This window comes from Kaistella soli, from assembly GCF_019038595.1.
GTDB lineage: Bacteria > Bacteroidota > Bacteroidia > Flavobacteriales > Weeksellaceae > Kaistella > Kaistella soli.
Window position 1 is genome coordinate 1 of record NZ_JAHOPF010000011.1, and the last position, 16,008, is coordinate 16,008.

Genomic DNA, 16,008 nt, shown 5'->3' on the forward strand with positions numbered 1-16,008 from the left:
CTTAATGCTTCAACTACTACTTTAAATTTGAATCCTGAATTGAATTTTCTTCGCTGTGACATATTGTAAATTTAATTGTTTTTTTTCAACTAAACTTACTGTCCGATTTTCCGGGGGAACTATAATAGGATACCAAAAAATATATTGTTAATCATCATTTTAATAATTTTTTATTACATGTTCTATATTTGACATTCCTATGTCGCCAGCAACAAAACCTGAGGCTGTTTCTGCTGCTCTTACACTGTAAGGAATAACTCTCTTTCCTGCTTCCATTATTACTGGTTCTCCCTTAAGTAAAGTAGTTCTCGCAAAACCTCCCGTGATTTTATCTGCTGCAATACTAGCAACTTCCCAGCCCGCTTTATTTAAATTGCCTTCAGAAATGTAGGTGCCTGCATTTACTGCAGACAGACTCATAGATAAATATCCTCCATATGTCATTAACCCCCACTCCTAAAGGTGCCCCAACTCCCGTAATTGTCATTAAAAATCCAGCTCCTACTAATAAGTTCGCACCAATCTTAGCATAAGAGGTATATTGCCTGATATTGCCTTGTGAGATTTTTACAATTACACCTATTTAACCAATCAGTTTTATAGTCAAATATTAAATTAAATCTAAATCTTGCAAAGCTTTTATGACACCTGCTACAAGAAAAAATAAAATTATAATCCAAGTTTTCATTTTTTCAAAAAAATCTAGGAAAGGGTCATTATAAATTTTGAAATTGAAAAAATTTAATTTAGAAGACAGTTGGAAATAGAGCAATATAAACCCTATTAATAATAAAAATATTGCCATTTTTAATTTGTTTTAATTACATGTTCCATAATAGGTTGTGTGAACTCACCTTGACCATAAGTAACCACTTCCGTAACAGCTTTGGTTGTTAATATTTTGCCATTTCTAGCTGGAGTTCTAAGAATTCCTCCTGTAGCTCTTCCCAACAAATAAGAGGTAACAGTAGGTATTGCTGTTTGATAAAATTTTTCAGTTTTCTTCTCGAAAAGATAAGATAATGAAGTTGAAGCATCTGCTGCTAAACTGATTCCTCTCCCAATTGCCATCAAAGGTACACCAATCTCTGCTCCAACGACGCTAACTGTTAAACCAAGCCCAATCTGAGATATAATATTTCCAATGTTGCTAATTCCTGCTGCATTCCGTCTAAAATTTGCTCCTGAAGAATCATTAGTAAACCATATGATTTATTTTCCATTTTGACCACTATTTAAATTTACAACATCTTTCAATATTAAAATTTATGAAAAAATCATATAAAGACCTAAAGCAACCATTCCAATTGCTGCTAACCAGCCTTGTACAGAGAGAAATGATTCATAAGAATTCTCATCCTCCTTAAAAATCCATTTCCTTTTAATTTTTAAATAAATAATCATCATTCCTATAAAAATCCATAAAAATCCATATTGCTTATTTGCCATTTTGTGTTCCATTTAAATTAACAACTTCTTGTATTAGAGAAACTTTTAATCCCAAGTTCTGTTCAATAATTTGTTTTCCATAAGGAGAAACATATTTTCCTAATGGTTTGGCGATACTTTTAGGTATTATTTCACCTGCTGCCGCCCATCCTAATGTTTTTCCTATTTCAGAAAATTTATTTATATCATTATATTTTGCATGGGCTCCTATTGACCACGCATCTGAAATTAGGTTAATACCTCCACCAATTATAACTAATGGAATTCCTACTTCAGCTCCAAACCCAGTAAGTGTTAATCCATATCCTAATAAAGTGATGGCATCTCCAATTTTACCCAATCTACCAGCATTTGACAAATTACGATTCAAACTTCTATAATTGGAAATATTTACCTCATCAATATCAAAAAAACGATCTCCCGTTGTATTATTAATCCATGAGCCATTTTTACTTTTGGTGTAATATCCGGTATCATCTCTCCATTCATTTCCTTCATAGCCAGGTGGCGGGTCTTCATGGCTCAAGTGATTAAATACAGTTACAATAGCTCCAATCGCAGCACCTTGCCAGAAATTACCACCACCTAATGATGAACCTACACCACCTACTATGGCACCTGTAAGAAAACGACCAACAGAACTTCTTATTGCGCTGTTTTTTGGTGCAAATTTCAATAAATCTCCGGCTACACTTGCAAAAGCACCACCTAATGCGCCACTCCAAAAATTACCACCCTGAACAGAAGAAAAAACACCCTGTGTTATTGCATGAGCACCGGCTCTTGCTATGATAGTTCCCGTTTTTCCTAATGCTTCCGCAATTTTTCCACCAACTCTAAAAACATCTCCAATACCATTTGCAATTCCTGCAGACATTACAGACATTACTACAGATTGGAACATATTTTCCAAATTAACAGGTCTGTTCAGATAATAATCGGTTGCCATTGATGTAAAGATTGCTGTACCGATTGCTATTAAAACAGCCGAAAGACCAAAATCCTCTCCCGAAACATCGACATAAGCTAACGGATTATTTATGACATAAGCATATTTATTGTAAACCTGAGTATTATGGGGATCTTGTATGTTTTCATCAGCATTTAAAAACCTTCTGAGCAGAGGGTCATACAACCTTCCATTCATATGAATGATGCCGACCTCCATATAGTGCTCATGTGAAGTGTAACCTCTGTCTATTAATGACAGATCATTGAACTGTTTAACGTCCTGGTCTATTCCGTTTATTTTAAATAGTGTTAAATTTCCCCAAGCATCAAAATGACGCTGCTCCAAAATATTTCCTGCTTCATCGCTTATTGCTAAAATACTACCCAGGTAATCTTTGTGCAAAAATTTATAGGAAGCGGTGGCTTCTTGGTAATTTTTCAAATAAATGATATTGCTGTCATAAGGTGATCCGCCAATATAGATAACATGTTTTTCTTTTCCTGTGGTATGATCTAATACAATTTCGTAGCCTCCGTCTTCGCTATAAAATTTAGTGTATTTTCCATCGTTTCCTTTACCAAAATTTCCTCCATAGGTAACCTTTTGTCGCATAGAATTTAATCCATATTCAAAAGCAACGTCGCCATTTACTCCATCTATAAATACAGGGTCGTTGTTTTCATTATAAGTGATTTTTTGGATGAGATCATTTGCTAAATTTTGTTGCCCCGCAGTATTTAATGTGAAACCTGTCGGTTGATAAATTTTTGTCGCATTATCAAATTTTATAATTCCTACCTGATCGTTTTCTTTAATTCTTCCTTGTGAATCATATACATTATTCGAGAGCTGTCCAGTCTTACTCTTAGGATTCGTCCAGTTCAGCAATCGGTTATTTTCATCATATTCGAAGGTTTCTAAAATATTCAGGCTTCCACCTGTGATTCTGCTATTCAGTTCATTTTTAATAGCATTGAAAGAATAGGATAATTGCAGAAGCGTATTCGTATTGGCCGTGTTTTTATGCAATACATTCGTAAGCAAACTATTTGAATTATAAGTGTTTTCTATACTTGTTCCCCCAAATTTAGCTTTCACAACATTTCCTTTGGCATCCGTTTCTGTTAATTCCCACAATGTTTTACCCGAAGTCTTATCTTTGAGCTGGTAAATAGCACCATTCCAGGTTCCGTAGATGTTTTCAATTACCGCTTTGGTGTAAATTCCGGAAGAATATAAGCCTTTTTCATAAGAAACCACCCTTCCTTTGTCGTCATAGGTAATCCCTTTTTTAAGAAAATATTTACCGTTACTTTCCTCCCCGGAAGATAAAACTCTGCCCTGGCTATCATAATTTACATAAGAACTATAGGGTTTTCCGTTACTTGTTCCGTATTTCTTGGTAATTAAACCTTTTGTAGAATATTCAAATTTGATTTGTTTTATGTCGCCCGAAAACATATCGTTGCTTACTTCCACCTGATCCGTAAGCTGCCCTTTCTCATTATAGAAATAATATTTCTCTCCCTTTGGGCTGGACGTATTGATTAATTGACCGTATCCATTATATTCATACCGGTACGCATGCGCTTCATCTTTTGAGTTGGAAGGGTCATAAAAGAAATTTTTTCTTCCCCATTGATCGTAGCCTGTTTTTACAATATTGGCACCGTATTTAGATTCAATATTCTCACCGGCTGCATTGTATTTGAAATTAATAGTTCCTCCTTTATCTGTAGTGGAAGAAATGCTGCCAATAGCATCATAAACCTGTGTTTTAAAGCGATTATTAGCATTCGTTTCAGTAGCTGTAGCGGTTCTTATGTTATAAACCGTTTCAATAATTTTTCCTGTAAAGGATATTACTTTTATCGGACGGGAATACTCATCATATTCCGTTTTGTTCCATTGAGTTGCGGATGTGCCCTCAAAATAAGGCTCACTTTCTTTGTATTTTCTCCCTAGAACATCATATTCAACTTCTTGGGAAACAAAAGAATCATGTGCTATCCCTTTTACAGTTGATTTGTAATTTTGTCCTAATTTATTGGTGTAGGAAATTTTTTGGTCATTATTGGGAAAGTACACTGTTACTTTACTATCTCCATTACTTAATTTTTCATAAGTGTATGTTGTTTTTCCTCCGAGATCGGTTTTGGAAGTCAATAGTTTTCCCCAAGCATCATACGTGTTGGTAAGTTTATTATTAAACGGATCCGTTTGTGTAAAAATTTGGCCCCAGTTATTGTAAGTAATATGGGTTTCAAGACCTAAGTTATCCGTTTTTTTTATAACAAATCTTCCATGATCATCATATTGCGATTTGGTAACAGCCGCTCCAACCGCATCATTGTTATTAGGGTTTTCGATTTGTTTCTGAATAACGTTCCCAAAACCGTCATAAAGATAGGTTTCGTCAATATATTCTGAATTATTCCTGTCGAAAGTCCGTTTTTTTGTTAATAAATTACCCGTATAGGTGTATTCTTCTTTTGCTCCTTTTGTGTCACCATAAGCCTGCATTGTTTCTTTTTTCCATAGTGGTTTTCCGATACTATAGCTTGTTCCTGTAGTTATCGGAGCATTGTATGCTACTTCCGCAGTAGTAATGGCAAATCCATCATTTATATCGGTTGTAGATTTTGTAGGAAGATAAAGATTATCATAGGTTACAACAGTATGTACTGTTTTTATATCTTTCTGAAAATCTTTTGAGGTTGTAATATGAGGATTGATTGCTGTTACAATTTTTGGCTTATCCATATCACTATAGCTCGTAACTACTGTTCCATTAAGTAATTTATCAATTTTATATTCATATTGCTTAAAAGATAGTAACTGACTATTAAGGATAGAAATGTCCTTTGGAAAAACATTGCCCTCTTCAGTTGTTTTGACAGACCAGTCTTTATAGGGTAATCCCTCATTGATAGGATTTATTTCAGAACCACTCCAGATTTTAGTATTTTCGTATTCTGCTCCGGATGCAAACCATGTAGATCGTGCCGTTTGGCGAAAGCCAATCATTCCTTTGCCATGCAAATGACCGATAAAATCTCTGTAGCGGAATTCCTGTTTTCTTAATCCTTGTGTAAGTTTAGAAACAACCTCATAGTTCAAGTTTTCTGTTAGGTTAGCAAAAGGATATTGAACAGGATTTGTATCATAATATGATTTATAGATATTTCCGGTGGATGTTAATGGTGCATAATCAACATCTGTTTTTAAACCTCCCTGAGTAATAGACTTAATTCTAGAGATTTTATTGAGCTTGTTGCCTAAATCCCATGTGATTAATTTTGTCTTATGGATAATAGCAAAATCAGTATTGAGCTGTGCTATTCTAAAATTACCAAAGAGAGGAATATAATGCTCTCCATACATGGAATAATTAATATCTTCTCCATCCCAATTTAATTCTTTAGGAGCAATATTATAATCATTGGAGAAAATTGGTTTTCCTGCGGTATCAACACCCTCATTCCGTAAATAATTGAAACCATAACTAGAATCCGGGTTATTCCAATCTTTTATACCATCTCTAAACCAGACCTGAGATTCGAAAATAACAAAATCGCTTTTACCATCCTTATTGAAGTCAGGGGCAGCATATGTTCTTTGAATATTTCTGCTTTTTCGAGGTGATCCTTGCCACGAGGGCTGATACAAAAATAAATTAGAGTAGTAAAATTCTTTAAAGCCACTTCCCGTAGAAACATACATTTTCCAATCGGAAGAATCAATACCATTTGGGAGTAGAATATCTGTTTTTCCATCCCCATTATAATCACCTATAACTGGATTGGGCCTAATACCTCCACTACCTCCTCGTTGAATATCAGCAATTTTTTTACTAAAGGTCCCACTTTGCGTATCAAATGAAAAAAAACTGATTGTATTTAATTGTGTATTTTCAAGAAGTTCTACCTTACCATCACCGTCTAGATCGATAACTGAAGTGTTTTCATAATCAATATAATGGCCGTTTTCATTTACTTCCATAATTTTATTATTATGAAAGTCAATGTATAATGCTATACTTCCATTTGAAGTTGTTTGTATATATGTAGTTCCATCATAATCAGGGCATCTCCATGTATTTACATTGCTTAAAACTAATATTAATTCAGATAACCCATCTCCATTAAAATCAATTTCTTTACCTATAAAATTAATATCCGGAGAGCTTTCTAAAGTACATCTTGGATCTGATGATGGATCAGCGGACTCAAATAAATATGAATAATTACTTAAATCAATTTCTTTAAATGCTATTTTATTAAAATCCTCATTCTGATATTTATAAAAAAAAACGTTAAATTTTTTAGATATGCTATCAACTTTCCCTGTAATTAAAACTTGATTATTAAGTGGGGTAACTGCATCAGCGTAGGTTCCCACAGCAAGGATATTACCGTCATAATTAACATTTTTAAAATTATTTGTTCCGTCTAATCTTGAAAGCATTAGAGTATAATTTTTAATAATATCCAACTTCCCATCCCCATTAAAATCTCCACTGAAGTTTTTTCCCCTTAAATCGTCAAACCTGGAATCTTGTCTGAATAAATTTGTAACAGTTCCATCAGTATTATTTTCAAAAACTACAGTATTTGCTTCTTCATCAGCAGAGTTTTTTTCTTTTATATAGTCTACAAATTGATAGCTTGTATTTAGTTTTTTATATTTTATCTCGTACTTTTTAAATTTATCACCGTTCGTGGTTACTACAATATTAGATAAAAGCTTATCTTGTACGAAAGGGAAACCATTCACGTAAGAATTTTCTTTTAAGCTTCTTGTGCTGTTTTCATCTGCATTATAATTAAACTGCATTTTATTAAAATGTGGCAGATTTAATTTTTCATTGCCTCCCCATTCAATACTTGAAATTATTGCGACATTACCGTAAACAAAACTTTGCGAATAATTATAGGTTATATAGTTTCCCTGAGCATCTTTCCATTTTGAAATATTATATTCAAGCGGTGTTCTTGAACTTGCAAATAAATATTCATCTTTACCATATAAACCATACCACGCTTGAGAACCGTCTTCAAAAGTCACTTCCCAGTGTTGCGGCCCATGACCTACAATTGTACCTACAGATTTTATCTTAACATTCGAATATTTTTCGGTAACATATTCTGCACCATCTTCACCATAACTAGCATGACTGCCGCTCTTGAGAATCAACCTTTGGCCATTAAAACTGTAATAGTCCGAGTAATCCAGCTGAATGCCTTTTATCTCTCCATCTTTCTCAATGTTCTTTCCAACTCTGGAAATGGCAGTAATTCCCGAGATGTTCCAGCCATAGCCTGCAATTCCGTTTCCGCTGCCACTGGTATATACCAAATTAATTTGAGGTGCTACACTTTTTACCCCGGGAGGTAAGGCAATGGGTAAAGTAAACTGCAGCTGTCCTCCGCCGTTTACCTCGATATTTCCCTGCGTGTCATGAAAACTTTTTCCATCTGGAGCAGTAGTTCCTGATGGATTAGTAGAGCCTGCTGTAGAAGGGGTCACAGGACCGCCGCCAGGATTTTCTGTCGCGTCACCAATTTTCGCAACAAATGGATTTGATACGGAAGATGCGGCGTGAAAACCGGGAGCAAGTACTACCACATTAGGATCCTGAACAGTTCTTGTAGTGTTCTCCTGTTGGTTAAGAATAGTTTGGGAAAACCCAGAAAAGGAGATGAAAGTATAAAATAGGAAATAGAGTTTTCTCATAAGTCTGTAAAATATAGTGGTAGTCTTAACTTAATGGTTGTGCACCTGTTAAAATTTGGTAATATTCTTGGAAATGGTTCTGCCGTCTTTTAATTGGAAACTCAGAATGTAAACTCCCAAATAATAATGGGTCATATCGATCTGAACCTGCCTGTTAAGAGAGGGAATGTTTTTCTGCTGGAATTTCCAGTGAACCGTGTTCTGTTCATATAAGCTTACTTCTGCAATAAGATCATCTGCTTTATCCGTCCAGTTAATGGTTAAAACATTTTTTACCGGTACAGGATAAATCTGTACTTCATTCCAGAAAGCTTCCTCATCAATATTTAGAGCAGTTGCGCTTTCTGAGATCTTATTTTCATTACTTTCTTCCACCAACCCTAATGGACATCTGGAGCACTCATACCCTCTGAAAATCTGATTGCCGGCTTCGTCATATCTAAACACGTTCGCACCCTGTGGTAAAGGGGCCGCTACGTTCATCTGCGTTTTTCCTGAAAATCCTATCATTAAAAAACACATCATAATAAATTTAATCAAATAACTCATGTGTTTATTTTTTTGGGGATAGTTGTTTTTCCAGCTTTTCAATCCGTTCAGACTGTTTCTTTATCATTTTGCTCTGTTCAATCGTATAGAGTGTCAGTTCTTCAATTTTCTGAAGCAATTTTATCTGAAATTCCCCTACATTAACCCCGTCCCTTTCCATTTCCGCTGCGGATGCAATTTGAGGAAGGTGTTTTTTCTCTTTAATATGCTTTTCCACTTCTTCCAATTCCGGCAGCTCATAGGTTTCTTCGAATACAAAATCAGCAGTAGGAGTTGTGGTCACTTTGACCTCTTTTGCTTCGAACTTTCCATAAAGAGCCATATCACCATCATCTGATAATTTTAAACGCGGCACCGACTTGGTACCATCAGCAGAATAATTCCAAAACTGAAGAGAATTTCCGTAACCACCTGCCATATTGTATATGACCCATGAATTGTATTGCGATCCAGTTTTGAAATTATTTAATAATGTGAGAGCCCCACCAATATCCCCGGCACGTGCAGAAAGTAAACCGCCTCCATCAGCGTGAACATATCCTTGAATATCAATCCCAGAAGGAAGGACAGATAAAGTCTGCTTTTTAGCACCTGTTTCCGAAACTAAATTAAAAGTGACTTCATTTTCCAGCAATCTCATATAGGATCCACCTTGTGTCGGATTAATTCTTGAAAAAGCCTGTCCATTATAAAAATTCCTGATATTATTTCCCACTCCTACACCACTATATGTGACAAGAGGTTCGGAAGCCCATAAAGTTAAATTAGCACCAGGATTACCACCTATATCTGCATGCAGCAGGAAAGTAGAATTAGTATGGGTACCAGAAATGGTTAATAGATCCGTCAAACTATTGGTTCCTATTCCCACCCGTCCTACGCTATCCTCCATCAACACCTTTCTCCACGGCTGCGATGCAACATTATCTGTTTTTCTGAAGTATAGATTCTGATCGGAGAAACTCCCGGAAAATTGCATGGCGTAATTATTAGAAGGCTCACTATGTCGAACATCTAACAAGTGCCACCAACCAGCTGCCCCTGAAGGATAATTGATCGGGTTTGCTGTTTGGAAAAAACCGCTAGTTGCACCCTGATCACCCTGTAATCCAGCATTGTCACGTGTTTGTGTAGTTTGAGAAGACAATAATGCTGTATTTAAAAGTAATGCAAATTTTAAAATTCTGAATTTCATATTTATTTTTTATTATTTTATTCTTAAAAAGAGCCTAGGTTCTGATCGAGTTTTACAACGCGGTAATTATAGCCTTTTGTTTGCTCTGCTTATTTAACTTCCTCCAAGCAGCATCTCGCGGTGTACGGTATGAGTCATCGCTGAAAGAAAATCCTGATTGGAGGTTTTGAGATTCTTTTGCCATGTAATCTTGCTTTCCCGTGAAAACCCGAGCCTGAACAAAACGAAAACACCGGTATAAAACTTTGTCATAGTCTGCTTTTTCAGTGATTGAAAAGTAAATATTAATTACAACATGGGAAAATAGTAAATCACATGTGGTGGCCCAAATTGAACAAAACATTAACCTCCAATCACAACAAAACACCTGTAACAAGCTGTAATTTAGCATATAAAGAAAAAGGACTGAAAAACTTCATGTCAAATTATTTTACAAACTTCCTGTTGTTTTTTATAAATCGCCTGCCAGGCAAAGTTAAAACCGGTGAAACTGCTCAATAAAATCACGCTTTCAACTAACCCAAAACAGCAGCCCTGAACGAAAATTTCCTACAAGGCACACCATTGAGAATGGAATATCTCCCTGCTACAGTAGCGAGATTATCTAAACAAAATAGCCTACACAAAACATCCTTCAATAAACCAGAAAGCCACTAAGGAAACAGAAACCGCAATTTTTATTCAATATGTTGCTGGATGATATGCCTGGTAATCGGTCGCAGCGTTTTTCCATTAAGAGGATGAATGCCATAACCTGTAAAAAAATCCAGATGATTGTTGGACTTATCATACCACACTTTGCCCAATGAGTTTTCTACGGTTAGCGTATCGGGTAAGGTGATTTTTTTCAGCTGCTTATATTGCCCTTCATCAAGTGCTATGACCGCATTTCCTGAAATTTTTTCATCGCAGAATACCGCTTCGTAGTGGTCTTCTTTCCAGTACATACATTCTTTCTTCCTTTCAGGGATTATTGTTTTAATGCCATCGGGGCCGTTTTCTGTACCCGAAACAGTTACAGGAATCTGTGAAATAACGTCGTGGTTTGAGCCGGTTTCCTTTTGTACAGGAACATGGCGGTTTAGGCTGTTCTCCCTTTGTACAGTATCCGGCATTTCAACCAGTGACTTAACGGTCTGTTTCTGAAAATACCCTGATTGACTGGCTATAAAACTGCCCAAAAGCAGAAAGCCCACTACACCGAAACTGTTTTTATGCTGGGAAATAAACTCGGGAATAGTGAATACGGGAGAATTGGTGATATGGATTACAATATTCGACAGCGTCTCCGAAAGATTACTGACAGAATTTTCTCCATCAGAAACCGTGACCTTTAAAGGACGGATAAGGTCGGAACCATCACCTTTTACTTCACGTGCAAATGCCTCAAAATTCCTGAACCCAATGTATGTGCTTAACTGATCCAGTGTAATTTCGTCGATCGCATAATCCGTATGGTCCACAACGAGATTCTTATAATACCGAGCAAATGTCCTTTCATTTTTTGAGTGCCCAAATTGTTCTTCGAAACGAGCACTTAAAAATGCCGCTAAAGACGTAGTGCTTCCGTTTGGAAGTTCTGTTTTGGCTCGGTCAAATACCATTTTGAGAAGGGCTCGTTTTTTTTGCATATCAGTAAGAAGGAATATTTATAATTTTTGTCCAAAAATAGACAAATTGATGTCCTGAAAAATAAGGTTTTCCATAAAAGACAGCAGATGTGTTGTCTTAACACTGTCTTTCCACTGTCTTCCGAATCCCTTCCAAACTCCGTTACTTTGCCCTGTAAATCAGTGAAATAAAAAACACTTAATAAAAAAAACTGATTTTAAAAAACGGCAGTTAAAGCTGAGGTAAAACTGGTTTTAGGGAAGCGGATTTCCCTTTGCTGATAACCTGCCACACTTCCCTGAAAATTTTAAGAAGCGCTTCTTTCTTTCATGTCCTCTGATCAGAACCTGTGTTTTGAACACGCATGAGTATTATTAAATCTTAAATTTTTTACCGATGTTCGAATTATTCATGATCCTGCTTGGATTAAACTTTACCAATACCATCAATTTACCGGCAGATATAGGCCAAGGCTACCAGACCGAAACGGAGCAATCACAGAATGATGTGCCACCGGATACGGGCGGCGAAACGCAACCTATTCCACCACGCAAGTAATCATAATATTTATTATTTTAGGGGAATGAAAATATTTCATTCCCTTTTTTTCTTCCTTTTGGTTCTCCTGTGTTCCTGTCAGAATACCAGAGAGGAAACCTCTGCAGACAAAGTGTATAAAAAAGCTGAAAAATTATATGACAATTCGAACTACGACCAAGCTTTTATTTATTTTTATGAGGCTTACCAAGGATACCGCAGTGAAAAGAAATATACAGATGCCGCCTATTCGCTCATATTTTTAGCTATTATTCAGACAGAAAAAGGAGATTTTTTAGGCAGCAACGAAAATCTAAGCAACGTGACACATTTAGCTGGGAAGGATGAAGTTTTATTGACCTCGGTGTATAACCAATTTGCCATCAACCACAATTTCCTGAAGAACAATAAGGAGGCTATATATTGGTATCATAAAGCCTTATCGCTTTCACCTGATCAATATGCTGAGTTAAGCATTAAAAACAATATCGGCGTCTCTTATCTGAAGATGGGAAACTACACTCAGGCAGAAAGCATTTTTAAAGAGATTTCGCAAAACCCTGCGATCAGGGACAGCATTAATTTCCGGAACAGGGTTTCGGACAATTTTGCATACGCCCAATTTTTATCCGGCAAAAGGAATCCCGCAGAACGGGAAATGTTGGACATTTTAGAAAGCAGAAAAAACCAAAAGGATCGGTTCGGAATGACCGCCAGCCTTTCGCACCTTGCTGATTATTACGGTGCTGCAAATCCTCAGAAATCCTACGAATTCGCTACGGCTATGTATAATAACGCATGTAAGACAGGAAATTCGGATGATCAGCTAGAGGCGTTAAAAAAGATGATTAATGCCTCTGACGGAATGAACAGTAAACCACTTTTCCATCAATACTGGAAACTGAGTGACAGCCTTGAAAACGTTAAAAACAGCTCAAAGAACCACTTTACCTCAGTCATATATGAGGCCGAAAAGAATAAGGCAGATATATTAGCTTCTCAAAATAAGATCCTGAATCAGCATATATCTATCTTGTCCCTTGTTGCTTTTTTAGGATTCGGTGTCATACTTTTCCTAAAGTGGCGCAAAGCACAGACCTTCCAAAAAGAAATCGCCATAAAAAACACCCAAATAAAATATTCGAAGAAAGTTCATGATGTGGTTGCAAATGGCCTGTATCATATGATGGTGGGAATAGAAAATAATCCTGACCTCAACAAACAGAATGTGCTGAGCAGCATTGAAAAACTATATGAGGACTCCAGGGATATTGCCCGGGATGACCTTGATTCCATTTCTCCTAAAGACTTTTCCATGCGTTTGTATGAAATGCTGGCATCCTATTCATCGGACAATAACCGGGTACTGATTATTGGAAATTCGCCACAAATGTGGAGTGCTCTGTCTTCTGAGATGCAGCTGGAAATCTTTTACGTCTTACGGGAATTGATGGTCAATATGAAAAAGCACAGTTTTGCAAAATTTGCCTCCCTTAAATTTGAAAAATCTGATGAAAACATCCACATAAGATATACCGATAATGGAATCGGAATGGATATTTCCGGCACAATTAAAAAATCCGGCATCCAGAATATGGAAAACCGTATTGAAAATCTGGGCGGAAAATTTAATTTTGAACCGAATCCTAATGGGGGTCTGACGACTGATATTTTAATTCCATATAATTGAGCATGTTTACCAAAGTCCTTGTTGCAGAAGATCACGAAATAGAAAATTTAGGCGTAATAAACACCCTAAATGAACTGATGATTACTGAATTTTCGTTTGTAAGTTATTGTGATGAAGCATACAGTAAAATTGGTCAGGCATTCAAAGACGAAGTCCCTTTCGATTTACTTATAACCGATTTAGGATTCATAAGTGATCACAGAGGTCAGCACTTGAAAACCGGACAGGATCTGATCCGGGAAGCAAGAGCTCTGCAGCCCGACCTCAAAATAATCGCATTTTCCGTTGAAAAAAAAGCAGCGGTAATTGACGAACTTTTTAAAGATTACCAGATTGATGGTTTTGTGAGCAAAGGCCGGAATGATGGGAGGGAACTGATCAGCACCATAAAAAAAGTTTTTGCAGGAGAAAAAGTCATACCACAGCACATTCTCAATTCTATCAGAAATACCACCCAAAGCCTAACTCCATATGATCTTAGCCTCCTGACACTTATCGCCAAAGGATGGAAACAAAAAGAAATTGTTACCTATTTTAACGAGCATGGCATACAACCGGATAGCCGGAGTGCTGTGGAAAAACGTCTCAATGACCTGCGGGAAATATTTGATGCCAAAAACAATATCGAAATGATTGTACTCTGCAAAGATTTAGGCGTACTCTAAAAAGAAATATTCTTAAAATTTTGAACTTTTTGCACTTACAGAAGTCGCTTGGTGGTTTACGGTTTTCCATAATGTAAAAGCATAAGAAGTTTTTACTTTTGGTAAAACCAATTAAAACCAGTACAATGAAAAAGTATTACGTCAACAAAAATGCCCAATCAAATGGAGATCATGAAGTTCATCATGCGGTCTGTCCCTATCTACCGTCTTTGGATAACAGAAAATATTTAGGGGAATTTCATTTTTGCGATGCCGCGGTGAAGGAAGCAAAAAAAACATATCCCAAATCGAATGGATGCAAAACATGTGCTCCTACCTGTCATACCTCTTAAATTTAATGGCTATTGTCCAATCAGAAATTTATAGAATAATAATAAATTATGGAAACTAACAACGAAACAATTTTTTATCAGGATTCCTCGGTTACGGTAACCGCTTCGAGATATGTCACGCAGTCTAAGACCTATGCAATGCGAAATATTTCTTCTGTGCATATTTTCGAAATTGTCAAAAGCAAGGTGAAAGCTATCTTCACCGTACTTATTGGACTTACCGCTTTATTTTCAAAAGATCTATTTTATATCGGAATAATTTTAATTCCTCTTGGAATATGGTGGTTCATTTCAATAAAGAATGAGTATGCTGTGCGCATCAGCACCAACGCCGGCGAAGCAAACAGCATTATTTCCAAGGACAAAATCTATATACAGAAAATCGTCAATGCCCTTAATGAGGCCTTTATTCACAGAGGATAAAAATAAAAATATGAATAAAATTTTACAGATTGTTATCAGTACATTCTTGTTGCTTTCATGCATCGATGCAAAGGATATTCCTAAAGAAAATACAGAAGAAGCAAGATGCACGGGCTCCTCTGCCTGCGCAGCCTGCTCCAACTGTTCCCGCTGTGCACACTGCTCTGCAGGAGGCAGCTGCGGAGTATGCAGCGGAAAATCTTCAGGTAGAGGGTTCTCTTCCTATAAAACTGCAAAGAAAAAAAACAAGCCCCTTGTCAATAACCGTAAAAAATCTGCGGTAAACCCTAACTACCACATCTATAGCCAACAAAGTAAAAAAAACATTTCCGACGGTGGTAAAAACCTTGCCGTAGGTACATATGTCAGTGTTAAAAAGCAGATGATCACCATCAGAAAACAGCCAGATGTGAATTCCCAAATCGTTGAAATATTACCGAAAGGATCAAAATTAACGATTTTAAATTACCAAAAGTCATGGTATAAAATTAAAGTAAAACAAAGCGGAAAAACTGGCTATATCCAATACAGAGAATTGCAGTAAAAATGATGCTTATTATTTCATGCGAAAAAAAGCAGTGACTTCCCTGTGACAGCCAACGGCATCGATTTGTAACCTAAAAACTCCCGCTGATTAGCGGGAGTTTTGTTTGCGCGCAGGAGGTGGTGCCTGCGAGAATAATACTACTCAGTATCGCTCACAACAGCTGGGATGTCTAAAATGTCTGACCACACGATGCAATCGTGCCTTTACTTTGTATTCTATAAATAAATGTAAAACCTTATCTTTAGAAAGAGAAGTAGAGGTGAACTATGATTCGCGCTAAGTTCTACGACTTATCTGCCGCATTAGTCCTCTACTTTCTCTT

14 protein-coding genes are annotated in these 16,008 nt (G+C 36.5%); 6 read left to right on the plus strand and 8 right to left on the minus strand.

What is annotated here, in order from left to right:
* Positions 1–159: 159 nt before the first annotated feature.
* From KSK37_RS13700 to KSK37_RS13735, 8 genes are all read right to left on the minus strand, one after another.
* The gene (locus tag KSK37_RS13700; protein WP_217202084.1) at positions 160–444 is read right to left on the minus strand and encodes a hypothetical protein; all 285 of its coding nucleotides are present in this window, start codon (positions 442–444) and stop codon (positions 160–162) included.
* Between the two features lie 363 nt (positions 445–807).
* Positions 808–1,071, minus strand: a complete 264-nt coding sequence (locus KSK37_RS13705; RefSeq protein WP_217202085.1) for a hypothetical protein — start codon at positions 1,069–1,071, stop codon at positions 808–810.
* 195 nt (positions 1,072–1,266) lie between these two features.
* Positions 1,267–1,449 carry a hypothetical protein gene (locus tag KSK37_RS13710; RefSeq protein WP_217202086.1) on the minus strand — a complete coding sequence of 61 codons (183 nt, stop codon included), beginning with the start codon at positions 1,447–1,449 and terminating at the stop codon, positions 1,267–1,269.
* The gene (locus tag KSK37_RS13715) at positions 1,439–8,137 is read right to left on the minus strand and encodes an FG-GAP-like repeat-containing protein (RefSeq protein ID WP_217202087.1); all 6,699 of its coding nucleotides are present in this window, start codon (positions 8,135–8,137) and stop codon (positions 1,439–1,441) included. The genes KSK37_RS13710 and KSK37_RS13715 overlap by 11 nt, the downstream gene beginning before the upstream one ends.
* A 48-nt stretch (positions 8,138–8,185) precedes the next feature.
* Positions 8,186–8,686 carry a T9SS type A sorting domain-containing protein gene (locus KSK37_RS13720; protein WP_246566622.1) on the minus strand — a complete coding sequence of 167 codons (501 nt, stop codon included), beginning with the start codon at positions 8,684–8,686 and terminating at the stop codon, positions 8,186–8,188.
* Between the two features lie 4 nt (positions 8,687–8,690).
* Positions 8,691–9,881, minus strand: a complete 1,191-nt coding sequence (locus KSK37_RS14095) for a hypothetical protein (RefSeq protein ID WP_246566625.1) — start codon at positions 9,879–9,881, stop codon at positions 8,691–8,693.
* A gap of 93 nt (positions 9,882–9,974) precedes the next feature.
* Complete coding sequence (locus tag KSK37_RS13730) at positions 9,975–10,133, minus strand: hypothetical protein (protein ID WP_217202088.1); 159 nt, start codon at positions 10,131–10,133, stop codon at positions 9,975–9,977.
* 425 nt (positions 10,134–10,558) lie between these two features.
* Positions 10,559–11,485 (minus strand): hypothetical protein, encoded by a 927-nt coding sequence (locus KSK37_RS13735; protein WP_217202089.1) that lies wholly within the window; start codon positions 11,483–11,485, stop codon positions 10,559–10,561.
* A 403-nt stretch (positions 11,486–11,888) separates the two neighbouring features.
* Here KSK37_RS13735 and KSK37_RS13740 point away from each other — a divergent pair, with 403 nt between their 5' ends.
* The 6 genes from KSK37_RS13740 to KSK37_RS13765 all read left to right on the plus strand — a co-directional run bounded on the left by KSK37_RS13740 (position 11,889) and on the right by KSK37_RS13765 (position 15,683).
* Positions 11,889–12,050 carry a hypothetical protein gene (locus KSK37_RS13740; RefSeq protein ID WP_217202090.1) on the plus strand — a complete coding sequence of 54 codons (162 nt, stop codon included), beginning with the start codon at positions 11,889–11,891 and terminating at the stop codon, positions 12,048–12,050.
* A 25-nt stretch (positions 12,051–12,075) separates the two neighbouring features.
* Positions 12,076–13,719, plus strand: a complete 1,644-nt coding sequence (locus KSK37_RS13745) for a tetratricopeptide repeat-containing sensor histidine kinase (RefSeq protein ID WP_217202091.1) — start codon at positions 12,076–12,078, stop codon at positions 13,717–13,719.
* Between the two features lie 2 nt (positions 13,720–13,721).
* On the plus strand, positions 13,722–14,384 hold the full coding sequence (locus KSK37_RS13750) for a DNA-binding response regulator (RefSeq protein WP_217202092.1): 663 nt from the start codon (positions 13,722–13,724) through the stop codon (positions 14,382–14,384).
* Between the two features lie 125 nt (positions 14,385–14,509).
* A complete protein-coding gene (locus KSK37_RS13755) occupies positions 14,510–14,716 on the plus strand; it encodes a hypothetical protein (RefSeq protein ID WP_217202093.1) in 207 nt (68 codons plus the stop codon).
* 48 nt (positions 14,717–14,764) lie between these two features.
* Complete coding sequence (locus tag KSK37_RS13760; protein WP_217202094.1) at positions 14,765–15,139, plus strand: DUF6232 family protein; 375 nt, start codon at positions 14,765–14,767, stop codon at positions 15,137–15,139.
* Positions 15,140–15,149: 10 nt separating this feature from the next.
* On the plus strand, positions 15,150–15,683 hold the full coding sequence (locus KSK37_RS13765; protein ID WP_217202095.1) for an SH3 domain-containing protein: 534 nt from the start codon (positions 15,150–15,152) through the stop codon (positions 15,681–15,683).
* The last annotated feature ends 325 nt before the right edge of the window (positions 15,684–16,008 follow it).